Annotated in this window: 17 protein-coding genes; 6 read left to right on the top strand and 11 right to left on the bottom strand. The window is 55.6% G+C overall.

Going from position 1 to position 20,354, the window contains the following annotated elements:
* Positions 1 to 3: 3 nt before the first annotated feature.
* Positions 4 to 1,461 (bottom strand): Asp-tRNA(Asn)/Glu-tRNA(Gln) amidotransferase subunit GatB, encoded by a 1,458-nt coding sequence (gatB, locus tag VN577_09360; protein HWR15025.1) that lies wholly within the window; start codon positions 1,459 to 1,461, stop codon positions 4 to 6.
* A gap of 58 nt (positions 1,462 to 1,519) precedes the next feature.
* On the opposite strand from gatB, the gene VN577_09355 reads away from it, so the two are divergent.
* On the top strand, positions 1,520 to 2,584 hold the full coding sequence (locus VN577_09355) for an MJ1255/VC2487 family glycosyltransferase (protein ID HWR15024.1): 1,065 nt from the start codon (positions 1,520 to 1,522) through the stop codon (positions 2,582 to 2,584).
* Positions 2,581 to 3,306 carry a phosphatase PAP2 family protein gene (locus VN577_09350; protein HWR15023.1) on the top strand — a complete coding sequence of 242 codons (726 nt, stop codon included), beginning with the start codon at positions 2,581 to 2,583 and terminating at the stop codon, positions 3,304 to 3,306. The genes VN577_09355 and VN577_09350 overlap by 4 nt, the downstream gene beginning before the upstream one ends.
* A 13-nt stretch (positions 3,307 to 3,319) precedes the next feature.
* On the opposite strand, the gene VN577_09345 is transcribed toward VN577_09350, so the two are convergent.
* Positions 3,320 to 4,447 carry a PLP-dependent transferase gene (locus tag VN577_09345; GenBank protein ID HWR15022.1) on the bottom strand — a complete coding sequence of 376 codons (1,128 nt, stop codon included), beginning with the start codon at positions 4,445 to 4,447 and terminating at the stop codon, positions 3,320 to 3,322.
* Between the two features lie 112 nt (positions 4,448 to 4,559).
* Positions 4,560 to 4,961 (bottom strand): cytochrome c3 family protein, encoded by a 402-nt coding sequence (locus VN577_09340; protein HWR15021.1) that lies wholly within the window; start codon positions 4,959 to 4,961, stop codon positions 4,560 to 4,562.
* A 394-nt stretch (positions 4,962 to 5,355) separates the two neighbouring features.
* Between VN577_09340 and VN577_09335 the strand changes: the two genes are divergently transcribed.
* On the top strand, positions 5,356 to 5,556 hold the full coding sequence (locus VN577_09335; GenBank protein ID HWR15020.1) for a hypothetical protein: 201 nt from the start codon (positions 5,356 to 5,358) through the stop codon (positions 5,554 to 5,556).
* A 97-nt stretch (positions 5,557 to 5,653) separates the two neighbouring features.
* Positions 5,654 to 6,331, top strand: coding sequence for an OmpH family outer membrane protein (locus VN577_09330; protein HWR15019.1), 678 nt, complete (start codon positions 5,654 to 5,656; stop codon positions 6,329 to 6,331).
* Positions 6,332 to 6,530: 199 nt separating this feature from the next.
* Here VN577_09330 and VN577_09325 read toward each other — a convergent pair whose 3' ends face one another.
* The 6 genes from VN577_09325 to VN577_09300 form a co-directional block, all read right to left on the bottom strand.
* Positions 6,531 to 6,812, bottom strand: coding sequence for a hypothetical protein (locus tag VN577_09325; protein HWR15018.1), 282 nt, complete (start codon positions 6,810 to 6,812; stop codon positions 6,531 to 6,533).
* A gap of 64 nt (positions 6,813 to 6,876) precedes the next feature.
* The gene (locus VN577_09320) at positions 6,877 to 8,043 is read right to left on the bottom strand and encodes a divalent metal cation transporter (protein HWR15017.1); all 1,167 of its coding nucleotides are present in this window, start codon (positions 8,041 to 8,043) and stop codon (positions 6,877 to 6,879) included.
* Positions 8,044 to 8,107: 64 nt separating this feature from the next.
* Positions 8,108 to 8,533 carry a hypothetical protein gene (locus VN577_09315; protein ID HWR15016.1) on the bottom strand — a complete coding sequence of 142 codons (426 nt, stop codon included), beginning with the start codon at positions 8,531 to 8,533 and terminating at the stop codon, positions 8,108 to 8,110.
* Positions 8,534 to 8,694: 161 nt separating this feature from the next.
* The gene (locus tag VN577_09310) at positions 8,695 to 9,249 is read right to left on the bottom strand and encodes a YceI family protein (protein HWR15015.1); all 555 of its coding nucleotides are present in this window, start codon (positions 9,247 to 9,249) and stop codon (positions 8,695 to 8,697) included.
* A 76-nt stretch (positions 9,250 to 9,325) separates the two neighbouring features.
* Entirely contained in the window at positions 9,326 to 9,787 is a 462-nt protein-coding gene (locus tag VN577_09305) for a MarR family transcriptional regulator (protein HWR15014.1), read from the bottom strand.
* Between the two features lie 63 nt (positions 9,788 to 9,850).
* A complete protein-coding gene (locus tag VN577_09300; protein HWR15013.1) occupies positions 9,851 to 11,536 on the bottom strand; it encodes an alpha-glucosidase in 1,686 nt (561 codons plus the stop codon).
* A 240-nt stretch (positions 11,537 to 11,776) separates the two neighbouring features.
* Between VN577_09300 and VN577_09295 the strand changes: the two genes are divergently transcribed.
* Positions 11,777 to 14,119: a GH92 family glycosyl hydrolase gene (locus VN577_09295; protein HWR15012.1), complete on the top strand. Its 2,343-nt coding sequence runs from the start codon at positions 11,777 to 11,779 to the stop codon at positions 14,117 to 14,119.
* Between the two features lie 45 nt (positions 14,120 to 14,164).
* On the opposite strand, the gene VN577_09290 is transcribed toward VN577_09295, so the two are convergent.
* Positions 14,165 to 15,466, bottom strand: a complete 1,302-nt coding sequence (locus tag VN577_09290) for a hypothetical protein (GenBank protein ID HWR15011.1) — start codon at positions 15,464 to 15,466, stop codon at positions 14,165 to 14,167.
* A gap of 198 nt (positions 15,467 to 15,664) precedes the next feature.
* Here VN577_09290 and VN577_09285 point away from each other — a divergent pair, with 198 nt between their 5' ends.
* Positions 15,665 to 19,096 (top strand): glycoside hydrolase family 38 C-terminal domain-containing protein, encoded by a 3,432-nt coding sequence (locus tag VN577_09285; GenBank protein HWR15010.1) that lies wholly within the window; start codon positions 15,665 to 15,667, stop codon positions 19,094 to 19,096.
* On the opposite strand, the gene nagA is transcribed toward VN577_09285, so the two are convergent.
* Positions 19,084 to 20,307 carry an N-acetylglucosamine-6-phosphate deacetylase gene (gene nagA, locus VN577_09280; GenBank protein ID HWR15009.1) on the bottom strand — a complete coding sequence of 408 codons (1,224 nt, stop codon included), beginning with the start codon at positions 20,305 to 20,307 and terminating at the stop codon, positions 19,084 to 19,086. The two genes, VN577_09285 and nagA, sit on opposite strands and share 13 nt — an antisense overlap.
* Positions 20,308 to 20,354: the final 47 nt, after the last annotated feature.

Genomic DNA, 20,354 nt, shown 5'->3' with positions numbered 1-20,354 from the left:
GGTCTAGCTCAGCTTTTTGTTCAATAACTCATTAACGAGCGCAGGATTGGCCTGCCCCTTCGACGCCTTCATCACCTGTCCCACGAAGTAGCCCTTCATGGTGGTTTTTCCCGCGCGATACTGTTCCAACTGTTTTGGGCTGGCAGCAATAACGTCGTCGATCATTCTCTCGATTGCCGAGGAGTCGGTGATCTGCTGTGGCTTTTCCCGCTCGTAAACGGCAGGGAAGTCTTCGTTCAACTCAAAGCAGCGGTCGTAGAGGTCCTTCAGGATTTTTCCGCTGATCGTGCCGGCTTCGACGAGGTCGGCTGAGTACGCAACGCCTTTCATCGAGATCGGCGACTGCTCAATTTCGAGATTGTTTGCCTTCAGGCGACCCATCAACTCGCTCTGCACCAGATTGGCGACTCGCTTTGGGTTCTTTGTGCTCCGGGCTGCGGCTTCGAACTGGTCGGCCAGCGGTTTAGTTGCGGTCAAGACGCCGGCGTCGTATTCCGTCACGCCAAACTCCCGTACGAATCGTTCCCGGCGGGCATCCGGCAGTTCCGGCATCTTGCTCCGGATGTCACTCTGCCAAACCTCGCTGACCGTAAGGGGGAGAAGGTCGGGCTCGGGGAAATAGCGGTAATCGTGCGCACGTTCCTTCGAGCGCATGGAATAGGTCTTTCCCTGATCGGCGTTGTACAACCGCGTCTCCTGAACCACACGCTCGCCCGATTCCACCACTTCGATCTGTCGCGCAATTTCATATTCCAACGCTTCGCGAATGAACCGGAACGAGTTCACATTCTTAATTTCTGCCTTCGTGCCGAACTCTTTCTGGCCTATCGGACGAATACTCACATTCGCGTCGCAGCGCAGGGAGCCTTCTTCCATGTTGCAGTCGCTGACCCCCGTGAAGAGGATGATCTCCTTGAGTTTCGTCAGGTACTCAAACGCTTCCTGAGGCGTGCGGATATCAGGTTCGCTCACAATTTCAGCCAGGGGTGTGCCGCAGCGGTTCAGGTCGAGATAGGTGTACTCGCTGGAGTCGGAGAAGCCGTCGTGCAGGCTCTTGCCGGCATCTTCCTCGAGGTGCAGCCGGGTAATGCCTATCCGTTTCTTCCGGCCCTCTACCTCGATGTCGATATAGCCGTATTCGCCGATTGGCTTGTCGTATTGGGAGATCTGGTATCCCTTGGGCAGATCGGGATAGAAGTAGTTCTTGCGCGCAAAAATGGACTTTTCGTTAATTCGGCAGTTGATGGCCATGGCCGCAAGCGTTGCGTATTCCACTGCGCGGCGATTCAGAACCGGCAATGCCCCCGGCATGCCCAGGCAAACCGGACAGACGTTCGTGTTCGGCGGCGCTCCGAACTTGGCGGAGCACCCGCAAAAGATTTTCGATTCGGTCAGAAGCTGTACGTGGACTTCCAGTCCGATGACGGCTTCATACTTTGTGCTTGTGGCAACGGTGGGCATGAACCTCTAGTTTCCCGTTTCCGGCTGTTACTTTCAAGTCGCGATATACTCGCCGGTAATGGCGAACATCCTCTATGGCGTGAATGGCGAGGGGTCAGGCCATAGCACCCGGGCCAAGGAAGTGCTGCGGCACCTGAGCCGGCAGGGGCACTCGCTCCACGTGGCTTCCTTCGATCGCGGGTTGAAGAACCTGAGTGATGAATTTGAGGTCACTGAAATCCATGGGCTTCGACTGGCGTACGTGAACAACCGTGTCCGGTACGGCAAGACGGCAGCGAAGAATCTGCTATCGGCACCGAAGGCGGCTAAAAGCCACCGGGGCCTCATGCAATCGGCGGAGACCTGGAAAATTGATCTGGTCATTACCGATTTCGAGCCGATGACCTGCCACGTTGCGCATCGGCGGAAGCTACCGCTGATTGCCATCGACAACCAGCACGCCATTACCAACTGCGACGTCAGTTATCCGAAGGAGTATCGGAAAGATGCCGCCGCGACCCGCGTAGTCACCAGGCTCATGACCCCTCGTGCCAACGCCAACCTGGTGATTTCGTTCTTCCCGGCAGAGGTGAAAAAGAAGAACACGTTTGTGTTTCCGCCGCTACTGAGACAGGAAGTTCTATCGGCAAGACCGACCACCGGCGATTTCGTGCTGGTATATGTGACATCTCCTTCGCCGCATCTCGCAGAGATACTGGCTCGAGTTCACTGTAACTTCGTAGCGTACGGATTCGGGAGAGAAGGTGCGCAGGGAAATGTTCTCTACAAGAAGGCTTCGCTGGATGGGTTCCTTGCCGACTTGACCAACTGCAAGGCCGTGATCGCCAACGCCGGCTTCTCGTTGATTTCCGAAGCGCTCTACTTGGGCAAGCCTTACTTTGCGATCCCAGTGGCACATCAGTTCGAGCAGATCTTCAACGCCTACTACCTGGACAAGTTGGGTTATGGTGCGTACTGGAAGGAGTTGAGCAAAGAAAAGATCGAATCGTTTCTCTTCAACCTCGACTGGTATCGCGAGAAGCTAGCCGAGTATCCGCGCAGTGATAACTCCGCGCTGCTGGCAAAGCTCGATGGCCTGATATCTGCGTTCAGTAATTCTCGAGCCCTGGCGGCCGCACGATGATGGCGATCCTCCGGCTTGGCCTCAACGACCCCGAGCAAACCGAAAAGCCAGTTCCGCTCATTACGGCAGCAGTGGTCAGCAGCCTTGTTGCGGCCGTGATCTTTCTTGCCCTGTTTTCGTGGATTGCTGAAGAGATGCGAGAGGGTGAAACCGCGCACTTCGATGCCGTGGTGCGGAATTACGTGAACGGGTTCGCCTCGCCTGGTTTGACCAAGGTGATGTTTGCCATCACGGAAATGGGCGGCCCCGGTTTGATCGCGATGATGGTTGTGGGTGTTTCCTTGTTCCTCTACGAACGGTGGAAGCGTGGCATGCTCTGGCTGACCATCACCATGGTCGGCGCGGCGGTGCTGAACCTCTCGTTGAAAAACAGCTTTCGGCGCATGCGCCCCGAGCCTTTCTTCGGGACCGTACCTTCGTCTTACAGTTTCCCCAGCGGACACGCGTTGTTTTCCTTCTGCTTTTATCTCGTCATGGCCGGCCTGATCAACGCTCGCATTCGCTCGCGATGGCTGCGCATTCTGATCTGGAGTGTCGCCGCAGTACTGGTGACGCTGATTGGCCTGTCGCGCATCTATCTCGGTGTCCATTTTCCAAGCGATGTGGTCGGCGGATACATGGCGGGAGCAATCTGGGTTACGACCATGATCACCGCCGATCGGATCCGCAAGACTCGACGCGGAGTGAAGCTGGCCACAGTTTCAGACCCCGTCGAGCCTTGAACTAGAGGCGACCTCACACTCTGGAGAGCGCCTGATCGAGATCGGCGATCAGGTCTTCGACATGCTCAATGCCGACAGACAGGCGCAGCAGGTTCTTCGGTGTTGGAGTCCCAGGCGGTTCGACAGAGTAGCGGTGATCGATGGTCGTCTCCACGGCTCCCAGACTGGTTGCGCGAGTCACTACTTTCAGGTGTGTGGTCATGCGCAACGCGGTTTGATCGTCTCCTTTGACAAGGAACGACATTAATCCGCCGAACCCGCCCTGCATTTGTTTCGTCGCGACTTCATGCCCAGGATGCGACTTCAGACCCGCGTAGAGGACTTTCTCGACTTTGGGATGGTGTGAAAGAAACTCCGCAATTGTCAATGCATTCGCGGCTTGAGTCCTCACGCGGAGAGCGAGCGTGCGTATTCCTCGCATGAGCAACCAGCATTCGAACGGTGACGGTACCGCACCGCCGGCCCACTGCAACTGCCGAATCCTCTGAAAGAAGTCCGATTTTTCTCTTGTGACGATGGCGCCGCCGAGGATGTCACTGTGGCCGCCGAGGTACTTGGTGGTGGAATGAAGAACCAGGTCGGCCCCCAATGCCAGAGGCCGCTGAAGCACCGGGCTGGCTGCTGTGCTATCGACTATGCAAATGGCACCCCGTTTTCTTGCCATATCGCTTAGGGCACGGATGTCGCTGATGAGCATCATGGGGTTCGTCGGCGTCTCCACCCAGAGTAACTTTGTCTCGGGTCGCATCGCAGCTTCGACGGCTCCGATATCCACTGTGTCCATGACCGTGCCCTTCAATCCCCAAGGTGCAAAGACGTCTTCGAGGAGATGCTTCGTTCCGTAAAAGCCACCGGAGCAGATAACGTGATCTCCAGGCTTGAGTGCCTGGAATACTGCTGCGGTGGCCGCCGAGCCGGAAGAGAACGCGGCAGCTTCAACTCCGGCTTCCAGATGCGCGAGCGCCGATTCCAACTGACTGCGGTTCGGATTCGATGCACGGGTGTAGCTGAACCCCTGCGGGTATTCGCCGTTCACGTGCCGTTCGAAAATCGTGGAAAGAGAGATTGCTTCCGTCACCGGACGCGCGCTTTCGTGCGGGCCTCGTTCGTAGGGATGTACCGATAGCGTTTCGAACTTCATCCTCACCAGTCCTCATGAAAATTAAAGAAGCAGATGAACAAGAGATGTCCCGAACCTCCGGGTGGAAACAAAAAAGCGCGCCACCGAAGCGGCGCGCTCTGAAGAGAACGAACTAGACATTCGTTTTCTTGTGGCATTCCATGCACTTTGTGGGAGCCTTCTTACCCTTGGCGTTTTCTGCCTTGTGGCAATCGATGCAAACGCCAGCGGTGGCGGCCGGGTTGTGGAACGCGGCCTGCGCCTTCGTCTTCATCGGGGCGGCAACGGTGGTGGTGTGGCATTCCTGGCAGTTCTGGTGCGCAGTCTTCAAAGCCTTTTCAGGCTTGCTAGCGTGATGGCAGGTTTCACACTTCGCGCCACGGGCCTCGTGGGCCTTATGGTCGAATTTCACACCGCCCATCGGAGCACCCTTCAATACCACGGTGCCGGGGGCTGTTTCAGCCGCGTAAGCACACACGGCCATGATTACGAGGAGCCCAATAAGTACAGCAAAGATGCGTTGAACGTTCTTCACAGCGCCTCCAAAAATATTTACGGACAACAGCTTTGGCCAAAGCAGAGACTTCGGGAAGTCTCGTGAGGCGGGTTGATTGTAAGACCCTATGATTTCCTCCGATGTGACATACCGCACCTCGCTTTGGGTTATGGTGATTCATTAGAACCGTCGGCCAACACGTACTTCGGAGACCTTGTGCTGATCAACTATTCCTGTTTGCGATTCTTGTTCCCTGCATCGCCTTGCGCAGCAGGCCACTGAACCCCCAAACCGAAAAACTCACTTCGAATCTGGAGACTTCTATAGATCTGCTTTTCGCAAGGCTACCAATGCGAACACATCGGCGGATTCCAAGTTGCTGGACACAAGCAGGGCCCACTGATAGCCGTTGGCCGAAATGGGAACGCTGGTAATGAGTGGTCCGGTTCCGGACCGCAACATTCCAGCGGCGACGGTGTTTCGAGTCGCGAGCACGATGAAGCGGTCAGCACAGGCAAGGATCTGGTCGCACGAAGGGACGAGTGGATTCCGAGCGGTTATTGTCGTCCCATTCTGGTTTGACGCTATTTACGCGCACTCCTATAATTATTCTGCCATTCCGTATCCCGGTTAATTTCTTTCGAGGCCTCTTTCTGGACCGGGGAGGGCCTTCGCCGAAAGCAATACGGAGTTCCCGGAAGGATTTTCCAAGGAGTCCAGAGAAACATCTCATGAAACGCACCCTAGCAAGATTTGTAATGCCCATGGTGCTCTTGTCCGTCACCGCATTTGCTCAGACGGGCAGTGCGGCGCCTGCCACAGCGGCCCCAGCGCAGAACGCGCCTGCCGGCACCCGTATCGGAATCATCAACATTCAGCAGGCCATTGTCCTTACCAATGAGGGCAAACGTGACCTCGAAGCACTCGAGAAGAAATTCGAGCCCCAGCGGACCAATCTCACGAATCTTCAGAAAGAGATCCAGACCATGCAGGATCAGCTGAAGACGCAGGGTGACAAACTGAACGAAGACGCCCGCACCAAACTAGTCCGCGATATCGAAGCAAAGCAGAAGACCTATCAGCGTCAACTCGAAGACGCGCAGGGTGACTACCAGGGACAGCAGGGTGAACTGGTGAACCGCGTTGGTCAAAAGCTGATGCAGGTGATCGATAAGTACGCGAAGGACAACGGATACTCACTGATCGTGGACGTTTCGAGTCCGCAGAGCCCGGTGCTCTGGGCTGCCGCATCGACCGACGTGACGCAGGAAGTGGCGAATGCGTTCAACGCGCAATCTGGCGTTGCGGCTCCGGCGTCTACTCCAGCGGCTCCAAGCGCGTCGCGCCCGAGTGCTGTGAACCGTCCGGCGACCGGCGGTACTACCACTCCGCGCACCACACCGAAATAAAGCTGATACTTCCGAAAGCCCTCGCCACGGCGAGGGCTTTTCTATTCAGGGATGGTGACGCTGTGAGGCGTGGATATCTGAACGGGTGCTGTGCTATATGCGCGGTTTCAAGCGTGGAGGAAAGCTAGTCCTGCCAGGTCCGTGCCATGGAAACGCCGATTGTGGTGATGACTCCGCCGGAGATCAGTTTGCTGGCCATTCAACTTGGCCCTGCGCAGGGGATGATGGTGAGAAGCGTTCCGGCAATCAGAACGATGGAATACGCTGCCAACGCGATACCACCCAGTCGTTGCGCCCAGCGGTGACTCCCTAGTGAAATCACCAGCCAAAGTCCGCAAAGAACGGAAGCAACTGCCGTAATTCCCATCAGTCCATAGGTCACCTTCAGGTGAGAAGTGAGCGCGTCAAACTCACTGAGATTTCCGTTTGCTTCGATCGAAAAGACGCCACCTAAAAACAGGAGCGGCAAGGCCCACCACATTGCACCTCGCCTCGAGCGCTCGGCTGTCGATTCCATAATTAGATAGTAACTGATCCTCGTGTTCTCATGGTTTTCCGGAGTGCGTTGCGATCATCAGTGGAATCGCAGCGAGTGCCGCGATGACGATGAGGAACAGGAACGCAAAGCCCAGAATGGTGTCCGCCCTTCCGTTCACGTGTTTGCCCATCACGTTCTTGTCAGCCGCGACTCGCAGGATGGGGTAGTAGGTGAGAGGCATGATCACCATTCCGAAGATGATGGAAATATCCACGAGTTGGAGTGGACGCACGCCAGTGAGAGCGATGACCAGAGCAAGGACGAACATGGACAACCATGCTGCCGTGTAGATAGGAGCTGATCGTAACTTCTCATTTTTCCCCCATTTGAAGTTGAAGAACTGGCACACGTTGTACGCGCCTGAGAGTGCAGTCTCCACGGCCGCACCCGCGATACAGGCGAGCGTTCCTAGCAATGCAATTACGAGAGCCTTCTGTGCGAAAGGATAGGCGCCTGCGAATACGGAGGTACTCAACAAATCAGGAAAGATTTGGCGCGGCATGAATACGAGCGCACCCAGGATCAGTAGCCCGACAGTGAGCAATGATCCCAATACGGATCCAATGGAAGCCACCATGAAGTTCTCGCCAAGATCTTTCGTGGTCCAATCTTCTTCTATTGCTCCGGAAGAGTAGAAATGTACCTCATACTCCATCAGCATCGCGCTGAAGATTCCGACAGCGAAGTATGCATACAGAAGAGACTCTCTGCCGCTTGAGAATGTCCACTGCGGAACTAGCCCGTGTGCGAGTTGGCCCCAATTCGGTCGAAGCCAAGCGGCCGAAAAAGCGAAGACAATCATCATCAGCCCAGACAGGCCGAACGTTCGCTCGATCCATTGGAATTGGAACAGAAAGACAATCGATGCAAGAATGAAAGAGGAGCCGATCAAAACAGCTCTTTCAGGCCACCCCGTGAGAAGGTGAACGACAATCGTGATACCGCCCAGTTCGGCGGCACATGTGATCAAGTTGAGGAGGTTGGAGGCAATCAGCGTAACAAGTCCCAACTTGAAACCGAGGCGGGTGCGAACAACGGAAAAAACGGGTTCTCGTGCAACAACGGCCACCCGGCCGCACATTTCCATATAGACGATGATTGCTGCTGTTCCAAGGACGATTGCCCAGAGAAGTTTGTAGCCGAACAATGCTCCCGCTTGCGTTGTAAAGACAATCTGTCCTAAGTCGACAAAGCCCCCAGCGCCGTCATGATCCCGAGCGTGATGCCAAGGAGCTTTTTCACAGAGAGTCTTTCGCTTTCTCCAGCGCTCTTCTCGTATTCGCTATCTGCTGCTTCGCAACTCGAAGCTTCTCGGGATCATCTTGCTCTCGACTCGCATACCTTACGGCCGCGACTAGATGATCGAGTTGATCTTGGGACTCTGCCAGGATCTCTTGTGTCGAGAGGGCGGCGATGGATTCATGCGTTTCTTTCGCGGAGCGCGATAACTCATCGAGAAGGTATTGCAGATGTCCTCTCGCGTAGCTCTTCGTGGCTCGCTTCTGGACTACATAATCAATGAACGTCTCGGATTCCGACGCGAAGGAGACAGCTTGCGTCAGAGTGGAACGTAGCTCTTCCGTGCTTAACCTTTTCGGATGAGAACAGGACGTGATCGTGACCACGGCGAATATGACCACGAAGAGCTTTGCACCATTTGCCACTTACATCCAGATGCGAGCAGGAACATACCTGTTGCCGCGAGATCGGTGCAGAAATAGTTGTCGCGGCACTCGTCGGACTGGATTGTGGTGAGTGTGAGCCCAGAGGGTTCGTGAACACCGGAACGTCTGGGCTCCATGCCGCGGATTCACTGTAATGAGTTTCAGGCCTTCACGAACTCTACATCCAAGGTGATCGTGACGTCTTCGCCGACTAGAATTCCGCCGGTCTCAAGGGCCGCATTCCAGGTCAGTCCGTAGTCCTTGCGGTTAATCTTTGTCGTCGCCGAGAGGCCGATTCGGGTGTTACCCCGCGGATCCTTGCCAGGCGTCGTTGGACCTTCGACTTCGAAGACTACTCTGCGCGTAACGCCGTGAATCGTCAGGTCACCTTCGACGGCGAGTTCGTCGTCTTTGCGGCTCACGCGAGTCGACTTGAAGGTCAGCGTGGGGAACTTCTCGACATCGAAGAAGTCAGTGCTCTTCAGGTGCGCGTCGCGCTGCGGTTCGCGCGTGTTGATGGATGCCGCATCAATGCTCGCCTCAATGGATGACCTAGTAATGTCGGCTTCATCCAGCTTCAAAACGCCGGAAACGCCGGTGAACTGGCCTTTCACATTTGAGATCATCATGTGTTTGACCTTGAACTCGGCAACGGAGTGAACAGGGTCAATGTTCCAGGTGGTGGCGACGGTTTGCGGGGCGGTGACTGTGGTCATAATTCAATCCTTCCTTTTACTTCATTTGATGTGTTATGACGATATTCGTTGCAACATATAAATGGAGAAAAAATTTCTAAGCTTCTTTGCGAGCTGCGCGCAGCAGTGTGGACAGCGTATTCAGTCTCTCCCGACCGAGATGCCCGAGCAGCTTGCGATGGGTGTTTTGAACGGGTTCATCGAGCCGGCTGAGAACGTCCAGTCCTTGTTTCGCGATTCGGGTAAGAACCATGCGCCTATCGCGCGTCTCGCGGCTGCGGGAGATAAGACCCCGCTTCTCCATGCGATCAAGCAACCGAGTAATGTCCGGGTCGCGCGTGATCAATCGATTTGCGATCTCACCACATGGCAGCCCATCTGGGGAGCCGCGCAGCACCCGCAGTATGTTGTACTGCGTGGGCGAGAGGTCTTCAGCCTTCAGAACGGCGGATACTTGGCGTGTGAGTTGATCAGATGTACGAAGCAACTCCAGATAGGTCGATTCTTCAACCCTCGCTGCAGCTGACGTCGCCGTGCCTTGCTGACGATCCTTACTCATGTCTAAACGATATATGTTTAAACGAATATTGTCAAGTCTTTATAACAACACAGTCTTGAGGCGCTACTTTGCGGGTACTTCGGCAATCCAAACTCCGTACGGTTCCAACTCGACTGCATTGGCAGAAGACGAAGCATTTTTGCCGGTTGTGGCCAGAACTTTCGCGGACACCGCTTTTACACCCTTGGCAGCGAGATTAAGCTTCGCTTTTTGGTGTGCTCCACTCATATTCAAAACAACAACTACATTCTTGTTTTTGTAACTGCGAAGGAAAGCAAGGACGTTCGGATCGTTCTCCTTGAGTGGAACGTATTTCCCCTCCAGAAGTGCCGGATGCTTGCTGCGCAAGGAAATAATCTTCCGATACCAATTCAAAATCGACGCGGGATCCTTCTGTTCTGCTTCGACGTTGTATTGTGCATATCGCGGGCCAACCGGATTCCATGGTTTCGCCTCGCTGAAGCCGGCATTCTTTGAAGCATTCCATTGCATTGGCGTACGCTCGCCGTCGCGTCCCCTTTTCTGCGGCCAACCCAACCGGCCGATTGGGTCTTGTACATCTTCTCTGCGCTTTGGATCGTTGTTCTCCATGCCGATCTCTTCGCCGTAATAAAGAATCGGGGTTCCACGCAAAGTCAGGTACAGTGCGGCCATGAGCTTTGCGATTTTGTCATTGTCTCGACCGTTGCCGTATCGGTCGTATACGCGCGGGATGTCGTGATTACTCATCACCCACACGGGCCAGCCGCTGACACCGTCGGCCCATGCGATCTGTTTGCGGAACTCGGGTGCGGAGAGTTTATCGACTCTCATAAACATGAAATTCATCGGCAGCTGAATCTCATTCAACGTCGGACCGTAGTACCGGTTCAATTCTTCGATGTTTGACGTCAGAGTCTCGCCGATTAGCACCGAGCCATATTCGTCGGCCACTTTGCGCAGGCGCTGGAGCGCGCCGTGCAGTTCTGGGAGCTTTTTGTTGTAAATCTCCTTGTAGACCTGGTCGCCATATGCATTCTTTTCGTTGTCGACAGGCGGATTGTCCCGGAGGTTAACGTCTTCAAACATCGTGTCGACCGCATCGAGCCGGAAGCCTGCTACTCCGCGCTCGTACCACCAACGCGTCACGTCGAACATGGCCTTTTCCACTTCAGGATTGCGCCAGTTCAGGTCCGGCTGTCCAGCGTAGAAATAGTGGTAATAGTACTGACCGCGCGATGGAACGAATTTCCAGGCCGAGCCCCCAAAGTGGGACGTCCAAGTGTTTGGTGGCTCTCCATTCTTGCCGTCGTGCCAAATGTACCAATCGCTCTTCGGATTGTTCTTTGACGATGCAGACTCGACAAACCACGGATGCTTGTCGGAAGTGTGGTTCACCACTAAATCGAGAATCACGCGCACATTCTTTTGCTTTCCGTGTGTAATGATGCGATCCATATCAGCAAGGCTCCCATACACAGGATCGACGTTCTCGTAATCGGAGACGTCGTACCCGAAATCAACCTGTGGCGAGGGGAACATGGGGGTAATCCAAATGGCGGTCACCCCAAGCCACTGAAGATAATCGAGTTTGGAGTCAATGCCCCGCAGGTCGCCAATACCGTCGTTGTTGGTATCGGCAAAGCTGCGTGGATAGATCTCGTAAAAGACCGCGTGTTGCCACCACTGGTGCCCTTCGGGATCGGCAGACTGCTGCGCGAAAGAGAGGGTAGAAATTGACAACAAAAGGATCGCGATGAAACGGCGCATGCCTGATCTCCGAGTAATGGTGGGGGTGACTGAATGGCCTAATGCTTCTAACGACTCATTCAAGCTGTCGACTTAGCGTTAGAGTCTACTAGCTCCGAATGCGGCACGTATACTCGCAGTTGGTTCGAATGCTCGGCAATCCGTCCTTCACGGAGAATGACTCTCCTTTGCGTAACGATAGTGAAGCATGAACGAGTATGGTAGCTTTTTGAAATTGATTCCATGCACGGTGGAGTTGCCATGTTGAATCGTCGTGACTTTCTTGCCATAGCGTCGGCGGCTGCCGGTGCTGCCCTGATGGACGGTGCACTCCCGGCCTCCGCACAAACCCGCAAGCCCGCCGATGCGGGAGCGTACCCCGACTTGGTTCGGTACGTGAATGTGTTCGTCGGCACCGGAGGTCATGGCCATTGCTACCCGGGGGCAACCGTGCCCTTCGGAGCCGTACAACTCAGCCCCGACACGGGAATTCGCGACTGGGATTGGTCATCGGGCTACCACCACGACGACGCGACATTGATGGGCTTCAGCCATACTCACCTGAGCGGCACGGGTGTCGGTGACATGCTGGATCTGCTGCTCGTACCCCGCACAGGGCCGGTGGTGCTGGAGCCGGGAACGGATCCCGAGGCGCGCAAGAATCCAGAAGGCACTTACCGCTCCCGCTTCTCGCACGAGGATGAAAGGGGTGAACCAGGGTATTACTCCGTTCAAACACAGAGCTCAGGCGGGGCAAAGATCAAGACCGAACTTACGGCAACCGAGCGCACCGGTCTGGCGCGATTCACGTTTCCCGCAGGAGAGCCCGCGTATGTCTTGCTGGATTGGCATCACGCTTACGGAACTGAGAATCCAGTGCAGTCGGCGGAACTCGCGTTGGTCAGCGACACTCTTGCGATGGGAGGTCGCCGCGTTGACAAGTGGGCGCCGAACCGGGAGATCTACTTCGCAACTGAGTTTTCCGTGAAACCGAAGAAGGTGGAAGTTTTCGTCGACGACAAGCTTTCGACCGTTCGAAGCGTAAACGGACGCAACCTGAAGGTCGCCTTCCACTTCGACCCGGGTACTACGGTTCTTGTGAAGACCGGGATATCGATGGTCAGCACGTCGAACGCACTTGGGAACCTTCGCGCCGAACAGCCAGCGTTTGATTTCGAAGCCACACAGAAGGCCGCCCGTGCGATGTGGCAGAAGGAACTCTCGCGAATCGAAGTTGAGGACCCAAGCGAAGAACGCAAGAAGATTTTCTATACCGGCCTGTACCACATGATGTGTGCTCCCACGCTGGCCGACGACTGCAACGGGCAGTATCGCGGCCTGGACAAACAGATACACCAACTCGGACTCGGAGAACAAAACTACAGCACCTACTCGCTGTGGGATACGTATCGAGCGCTGCATCCTTCGTACACGCTGTGGCAGACGGAGAGAATAACACCGATGGTGAACTGTCTCGTCCGCATGGCCGAGCAGAGTATTTACGGATTCCCGATCTGGCCGTTGCAGGATGGTGAGACCTACTGCATGCCCGGGTATCACGCGGCGAGCGTAATGGCCGAAGCATGCGTGAAGAAGGTTCCTGGCATTGATTGGCAACGCGCCTACGCCGGCATGCGCAAGCGCAACATGGAAGACGATTACATGGGTTTGGGGGTGTACCGGCAGATGGGATATATCCCGGCTGGGGACGGAGGCGAGTCGATCGGCAAACTCGTCGAGTACGTCTATTGTGATTGGGCGTGCTCCAAAGTTGCCGAAGCCACTGGTCACGCCGACGATGCGCGCATTCAGCGCAAACGCTCACAAAATTACCGCAACGTGTTTGACCCAGAAACACAGTTCATCCGGCCTAAGCTCAGTGATGGAAAGTGGATCCAGAACTTCGATCCCAAGGCGACCGGCCACGTCCCGCATCGGCGCGACTACACGGAAGCCAATGCATGGCAGTCCACGTTTTTCATTCAGCACGATGTGAAGGGCTACATGCAGCTGTTTGGCGGCCGTGACGCTTTCGCGGCTAAGCTCGACCGCTTATTCGTCGAGGAACCCGGCGTCACGAATGAGGTGGTGGTTGACATGACCGGCAACATTGGCCAATACGTTCATGGCAACGAGCCGAGCCACCACATCGCTTACCTGTACACATGGGCAGGCCGACCGTGGAAAACGCAGGAGCGCGTGCGCGAGATACTCCTCACCCATTACCGGAACAACTTCGACGGCCTCGATGGAAACGAGGACTGCGGTCAGATGTCGGCGTGGTTTGTGATGAGCGCGATGGGTTTGTACGCCGTCGATCCAGTGAGCGCGACCTATGTTCTTTCGGCTCCGCTATTCGAAAAAGTGACCGTTCGGCTCGCAAACGGCCGAAAACTCGTCATTGAGGGCAAGGGAATCGACGGCAAGCCGGAAACGAACCGATACATCCAGTCGGTATCACTTAATGGCAAACAGCAGGACCGGCTTTGGGTGCGCCATGAAGACCTGGTGAAGGGTGCACACCTGGTCTTTACCGTCGGTTCCGCCGCCAACAAAACACTCGGGGTGGATCAGACGAAAATGCCGCCGTCGTTAACCGCGTAAATGAATGTGCTGAAGGGAGCTTGGTCGCAAGCTCCCGCAGGTCGATTAGATAAGGTCCGCTACGCTCGCTGGATTTGCGCATTCTTTTCCTTTGTCCAGCCAACGTCTGGCGATTTTCCGAACGGAGGCGTCGTCGCGCGCGACACCTGTAAGCGTGTAGTACACGTGCCGTTCCGTCCAGCGATTCAAGTCCATGTTCTGAAGGGTTTTCAAAAAGTCGAGTTTCGCGTCGATGATCGGTTGATCGACAATGTAGTGAGAGAACTGGCCGAAATGATACGGGTATATTGAGCCGGGCTCGCGGTCATGGGCTTGGCTATTGATCCAGCCGACGGGCCAGTGGTCCCAACGTATGGCACCCCATCCCCATCCACCAGTGTCTTTAAATGAGTGGTCCACCACCTGGGTGCGTGAGGCTGGAAAGCCGCTTGATTCGCCGAGTATGACGAAGGCGCTCCCCACTTTGAATGGGGCGACCATCGCGAGTCCCTTTGATTTGGAAATTTCGAGCAGTAGGCGGGCATCGCCAACGCGTCTGGACTTTCCTTTGTCGTCCCAAAACTTGCGGTACACCCTGTCGGAGTACGCATCGATTACGGATCCGACAAGGTAATCGCCATGCTCGGTGTCGCGCGAGAACAGGTCGTCCCAACCTAGTTTGGGAGAAGCGATACAGAAGAAGTCGAGTGGCTGGAAACTGTAGCCGTCTGGAACGTCCGGTCGGAGGGTTTCGTACGTAAGGCGCCGCCACACCAATCCGTTCGGATAGGCAACATAGTCTTCGGTCCCCCGAAGCGCAGGTTTTTCGTTGTCGTTCTCGTGTACGCAGATGTAGTTCCATCGCACCCAAACCCGCTGCGGACCGGACTCGACGATGTCAACGAAACTGTTTCGTTGGTTGCGTCCGTTCTGGTTGAACAGTTCCGCCCCGTGATTCGATTCGAAGAACTGGTTGCAGAGTCCTGCGTGTCCGTCGAGTTCGAGCCACGGCGTGTAGCTGGCTTCGTGGCTGAACACAAATCGCTGGTTGTGGTCTTTCCACCTGATCAGGATAGCCTTACGGGGGTTGAGATCTGCATGCGGCGGACTGGGAGTGAAGGGTCCGCTATAGCCAAACGGGGAGAAGTCGTTGACCTCTGCGGCGTGTATACCTTCGATTCGCCTACTACCGAACTCAGCCTCAGAGATTGCCGCCGGTTTCTCGTAGATAGGATCGGGGCACGGAGCGCTACCTGAGCCGGTGGACGACGATCGCGTTGCGCTTCCGGTACTCGAGGCAGCGCCAGCTGCCGCGGTCAGTCCGGTGGCTGTCAGTGCCACTAACGCTTTCCTGCGTGAAATCGACATCAACTCCTCCCATCCGTCTCGTGGGAATCGATTCCAAAACAGTATACGGCACCGGCTTTCGGCAGCGTTGAAGTTGCGTGGAATTTGTCTGACGTGTACCCTGCTTCACGCTGCTGAGTGCTGGAATGGAATCGGTACCAACTGTATGTTGTTCGGTGAGGTTACGCTTCAATGAGACTCAAGCAAGGACCTGTATTCATGATTTGGAATAAGAGACTGCTATCCGCCTATTTGCGAGTCCTGATTATCTCCTGGTTTGTGCTGGTTGGCGCGTTGTCCTTGGCCTCGCCGCAGAGCAAGCCCATTTGGGAGATCGGGCGGGACGACCGGTCGGCCAGGGAGTTCCCGCCACAGCCACGACCAGGTCTCGTGTACAACGCAAGTAACGGCGACTGGAAGAAAGACTGGGCAGCGACGCAAACTTGCGGGAGTCCATACGACATTACGTTCTCTCTGACCACTCCGTCCGGCGGCTATGTCTTACGGATATCTGAGATAACTTACACCCCCATCGTGCCAACCGTGAGCGTTGATGTTAACGGCCATCGAGGTGACTTTTACCTTCGTCCTGAACTGGTTCGCTCCGCCATGGAACCCGATCCCGTACGATTAGCCGAGCTATCCATTGATATCCCCTCAGCCTATCTGAAGGCAGGTGCGAACAGAGTCTCGTTGTCATGCACCGAGCCATCTCGCCGTCACACCGACAAGCGAAATGTTTCAGGCATTCGTTACGACTATATTTCCCTGACAAAGCAGACCTCTAGGGAACCTGCAAGAATTACGGCGAGTCTGCGTCCCACGATTTTCTATCGCCAACGCGAGGGACAACTACTGGAAGTGGTGAATGCCACAGTTCGATTTACGGGGCCTGAAGCAGCACAGAAGGCTGTATTGAAAATGAACGGCCGTTCTTTCGCGGCTGAAGTGAAACCCATGGCGGACTTCGGAGAGCAGTCGATCGATTTCGAGGTTCCGGAGTGGACCGGCGTGGTGACGGCTCAGCTGACGATTGGCTCCTCGGGTGAGAGCGAATTCACGTTTCAAGTCCAACCTGCACGCAAATGGAAGTTGTTCGTGGTGCCGCATACACATCTCGATATCGGCTACACGGACTATCAAGGCAAAGTCTCCGAGGTACAAGCCAGGACACTGCAGGATGTGATGGCAATGGTGCGGGAGCATCCGGAGTTCCGTTTTGCTACCGATGGCTCCTGGAACGTAGAGCAGTTCATGGATACTCGCTCACCCGATCTGCAGGCTAAGTTAGCTGAAGTTGTGAAGAGCGGAAAAATCGGAGTCCCGGCAAACTATGCCAACCTGCTGACTGGGTACTCCTCTCTCGAGACTCTATACCGATCGCTTTACTACTCGAGGTCGCTGGCGAGGACGAGGGGGATCCCCTTCGATTACGCGAGTGTCACCGATGTCCCGAGTTACACGGGAGCGTATCCGTCCATCTTGGCGCGCGCGGGTATTCGATATCTGGTCGCGGCGGGGAATGGCGACCGCGGCCCGGTGCTGCAACACGAAGACTGGGATCTGAAATCACCGTTCTGGTGGGAAGGAACCGGCGGCGGCAAAGTGCTGTTCTGGTACTCCCGCAATTACTCGCAAATCGAATCACTGTTTGGTTTACCACCCGAAATCGAGGGCGGACAGGGTGCTCTGCCGCCCTTCCTGCGACGGTACTCACAGGAGAACTACGCGCCTGATGCGCTTCTGATCTACGGTGCTCAAAGCGAGAACACGCAGATAGAAGCCAGGCTGGGTGGCTTCGCGTCAGAATGGAACCGCGAATACGCCTTCCCAGAATTTCGATACGCCACATTTGCCGACTTCTTGCGCTACATTGACCAGCGCTACGCTTCGAACTTGGCGACCTATAAGGGTGACTTCGGGCCGTACTGGGAAGACGGAATCGGCGCCGATGCTGCAAACACGAAGCAAGACCGCCTGAATCAGCATCGTGCGCTGTCAGTTGACTTCCTTTCGACAGTTGCGCACGCGATGGGACTCGGGTTCCATCCGCCGAAGGCGGAACTCGATGACGCATGGCGAAACATCCAGCTCTATTCCGAGCATACGTGGACGGGCGGCATGTCCGTCACTCAGCCGCACATGCAGCGCGTCGTTGATGAATTGGCGATCAAAGACAATCGCGCAGTTCAGGCGAAATTTCAGTTGGACGATGTTGCTAACCGTGCGATGGCACACGTTACGGATCAGATCCATGTGCCTGCCCTGACACTGGTTGTCTTCAACGGGCTGAACTGGAAACGGAACGTCCTTGTTGAAACCGACCTCCGGAAGAACGAACGCCTGGTGGATATTGCGACCGGCCGCGAAATTCCGGCAGAACTGCTATGGAGACGCGAAGGATTTACTCGTGCGCGTTTTCTAGTCACGGATATACCTCCGGTTGGTTACAAGTGCGTTCAATTCAAGGTGGAATCAGACATTCCCGACGACAGTCGCGTAGACACGCAAGCCACTGTCGAGAACCAGTTCTACCGCGTGACGGTCGATCCCGCGAGTGGCTCGATTCGAAGTATCTTCGACAAGCAGTTACAGCGAGACATCGCAGATGAGAAGAGTCCCTACCGGTTTGGACAGTATGTCTATGTGAGTGGCGGCCATGGTGGCACGACGATCGTTCATCCTGATCCAGCGCTTCCCAAGCCCGATCTCACGGTTCACCCGCCACAGAGCGGCAGGTACCTGGGCGCGAAGAAGACGCCGTGGGGTCATTCCATCCGCCTCGAGAGTTCCAACACGAACACTCGTTCTGTCCAGTTGGAAGTTCTTCTTTTCGATTCGGAAAAGAAGATTGAGTTCAACTACACGGTGGATAAGCAATACACCGAAGAGAAAGAAGGGATCTACTTCGCTTTCCCGATCAACCTGGAGCGCCCGCAATTTGCATACGAAATCCAACAGGGCTGGATCGATCCGGCGAAAAACATGATGAAAGGCGGAAGTCTGGAGTGGTTCACCGTCCAGCACTGGATGGCTGCACACGACAATGGACTGGCCGTCGCAATTGTTCCCGTTGACGCTCCTCTCGCTACTTTTGGCGACATCGTTCGAGGCGAATGGCCGGGGCAGTTTCAGCCGAAGTCGTCCACGATGCTTTCGTATGTGATGAACAACTACTGGCACACGAATTATCAGGCAGGGCAGGGAGGTGTGTTGTCATTCCGGTACGTGTTGACCAGCGCGAAAAGCTTCTCCCCGTCCGCGTTCTCAAGGCTGGGATGGGAAAGCATGGAACCTGCAGAACTCAACCGCGTGATCGTACCGGACAAGATCGGTAACCCGGAACGGCCGTTACCCGCGATGGGGACGAGTTTCCTAGATATCTCGGGTGAGAACGTTATTCTCGCTGCCTGGAAATTGGCAGAAGATGGAAAGGGAACAATCATCCGGTTGCAGGAAACGGCCGGGAGCCAATCCCACGTGACCGTTCGAAGTCCTTTGTGGCCGCTACGCTTCGCGACTCTAACGAATGCCGTTGAAGATGATCAACGTGCAATTGAAGTGCAGTCGAATTCGATTCAGCTTACCCTCAATCCGTACGAGGTTGTCACTGTTCGCCTGCAGCTAGGAGACGCAGGTCAGGCGAAGTGAGGGGTCGAATGCGTGCCGCTCCCCGCAAACTCACGTCCGCGCACGTAGGTCGTAATGAGATTGCCTTTCGCGTCCCAGCGAGTGAGGTTGACGAGGGATCCGGCCGCAAGCGTTGTGCTGGCGTGACTATTCAGCATTGCCGCTGGATTATGTGACGCGAGCCGGATACCGTCGCCGATGCTCGCGCTTGTGAATTCTGCAAAGCGTATCACCGCTTGTTCGAGCGTGAGCACCGAGCCCGCCAGGGTTACTTTACCCTTTGCCAGATCTCGCGTGACTACGGCTCGGCCGTGATGTGCCGTAATCCAATCATTGCCGACTTGGTATTCGCCATCGGCCGCGCCTGCGGCCGGAAGTGCGTCGGTAATAAGTATCGCCCGCTTTGGACCTTTACATCTCCACCAGAGCCGCACTGCCGCCGGTGAGACGTGGACGCCATCGCAGATGAGGTCGGCAAAGAGTCGCTCGTCATCAAGCACGGTGCCCAGTACGCCGGGTTCGCGGTGATCGAAAGCTCGCATTGCGTTGAAGGTGTGAGTGGCAGTTACAGCTCCGGCTTCTATCGCGGACACAGTCTCTTTTGCTGTCGCATGCGTATGGCCGACGGAGCAGGCGACGCCGCGCTGAGAAGCGTGCCTGATGAGTTCGAGAGCAGCGACGGCCTTGTACTCCGACCTTTCGAACGGACCTGCATTCGGTTCTGGCGCGACGGTCATCATCCGAATCTGGCCGTCAGCGGCTGTTTGCATCCGCTCGAAAAGTTCGATACTTGGCGGCTGCAGGTGTTCGGCCGGATGCATGCCTCGCTTTACGTGCGACAAGAATGGCCCCTCGATATGAATCCCCAACGGTACAGCTCCAGTCCTGTCCTTTGCCGTGCGAACCGCCTTCGCCATACGCTCCAGGGCGTGAAGAGTGGAGTCAACTGAAGCTGTTACCGTGGTGGGCAGGAAATGCCCGACGCCATGCTCCGCCAGGAATATCTCGAGTTGGCGCATCTGAGATTCGTCGGCATGCATCACGTCGATGCCTTTGCCACCATGCATGTGCACGTCAATCAGCGCACTGGCAAGCACCGTCGTTTCATCTGCGAGCGACAGCGGGTCACTGCCGATATCGACGAGTCGCCCGTCATCATCAAGGTGGATCACAGGAAACTGGATTTCCGCGTCGGCGGTAATCAGCGTGCGAGCGGTGAGGGTCTTCAACATGCTCAGCATTTCTCGATTGGAATCAATCCCAACCTCGTAGATTGCTC

It is taken from the genome of Terriglobales bacterium (assembly GCA_035561515.1).
Classification (GTDB): domain Bacteria; phylum Acidobacteriota; class Terriglobia; order Terriglobales; family Acidobacteriaceae; genus DATMXP01.
The sequence above is the reverse complement of the archived record's forward strand: the minus strand, read 5'-3'. Positions and strand labels throughout refer to the sequence as shown.

What these genes read in the sequence shown, in the direction of transcription:
- gatB (HWR15025.1), bottom strand. Translation starts at nt 1,461, where the DNA reads ATGCCCACCGTTGCCACAAGCACAAAGTATGAAGCCGTCATCGGACTG.
- VN577_09355 (HWR15024.1), top strand. Translation starts at nt 1,520, where the DNA reads ATGGCGAACATCCTCTATGGCGTGAATGGCGAGGGGTCAGGCCATAGC.
- VN577_09350 (HWR15023.1), top strand. Translation starts at nt 2,581, where the DNA reads ATGATGGCGATCCTCCGGCTTGGCCTCAACGACCCCGAGCAAACCGAA.
- VN577_09345 (HWR15022.1), bottom strand. Translation starts at nt 4,447, where the DNA reads ATGAAGTTCGAAACGCTATCGGTACATCCCTACGAACGAGGCCCGCAC.
- VN577_09335 (HWR15020.1), top strand. Translation starts at nt 5,356, where the DNA reads ATGAGTGGTCCGGTTCCGGACCGCAACATTCCAGCGGCGACGGTGTTT.
- VN577_09330 (HWR15019.1), top strand. Translation starts at nt 5,654, where the DNA reads ATGAAACGCACCCTAGCAAGATTTGTAATGCCCATGGTGCTCTTGTCC.
- VN577_09325 (HWR15018.1), bottom strand. Translation starts at nt 6,812, where the DNA reads ATGTGGTGGGCCTTGCCGCTCCTGTTTTTAGGTGGCGTCTTTTCGATC.
- VN577_09310 (HWR15015.1), bottom strand. Translation starts at nt 9,249, where the DNA reads ATGACCACAGTCACCGCCCCGCAAACCGTCGCCACCACCTGGAACATT.
- VN577_09305 (HWR15014.1), bottom strand. Translation starts at nt 9,787, where the DNA reads ATGAGTAAGGATCGTCAGCAAGGCACGGCGACGTCAGCTGCAGCGAGG.
- VN577_09300 (HWR15013.1), bottom strand. Translation starts at nt 11,536, where the DNA reads ATGCGCCGTTTCATCGCGATCCTTTTGTTGTCAATTTCTACCCTCTCT.
- VN577_09295 (HWR15012.1), top strand. Translation starts at nt 11,777, where the DNA reads ATGTTGAATCGTCGTGACTTTCTTGCCATAGCGTCGGCGGCTGCCGGT.
- VN577_09290 (HWR15011.1), bottom strand. Translation starts at nt 15,466, where the DNA reads ATGTCGATTTCACGCAGGAAAGCGTTAGTGGCACTGACAGCCACCGGA.
- VN577_09285 (HWR15010.1), top strand. Translation starts at nt 15,665, where the DNA reads ATGATTTGGAATAAGAGACTGCTATCCGCCTATTTGCGAGTCCTGATT.
- nagA (HWR15009.1), bottom strand. Translation starts at nt 20,307, where the DNA reads ATGTTGAAGACCCTCACCGCTCGCACGCTGATTACCGCCGACGCGGAA.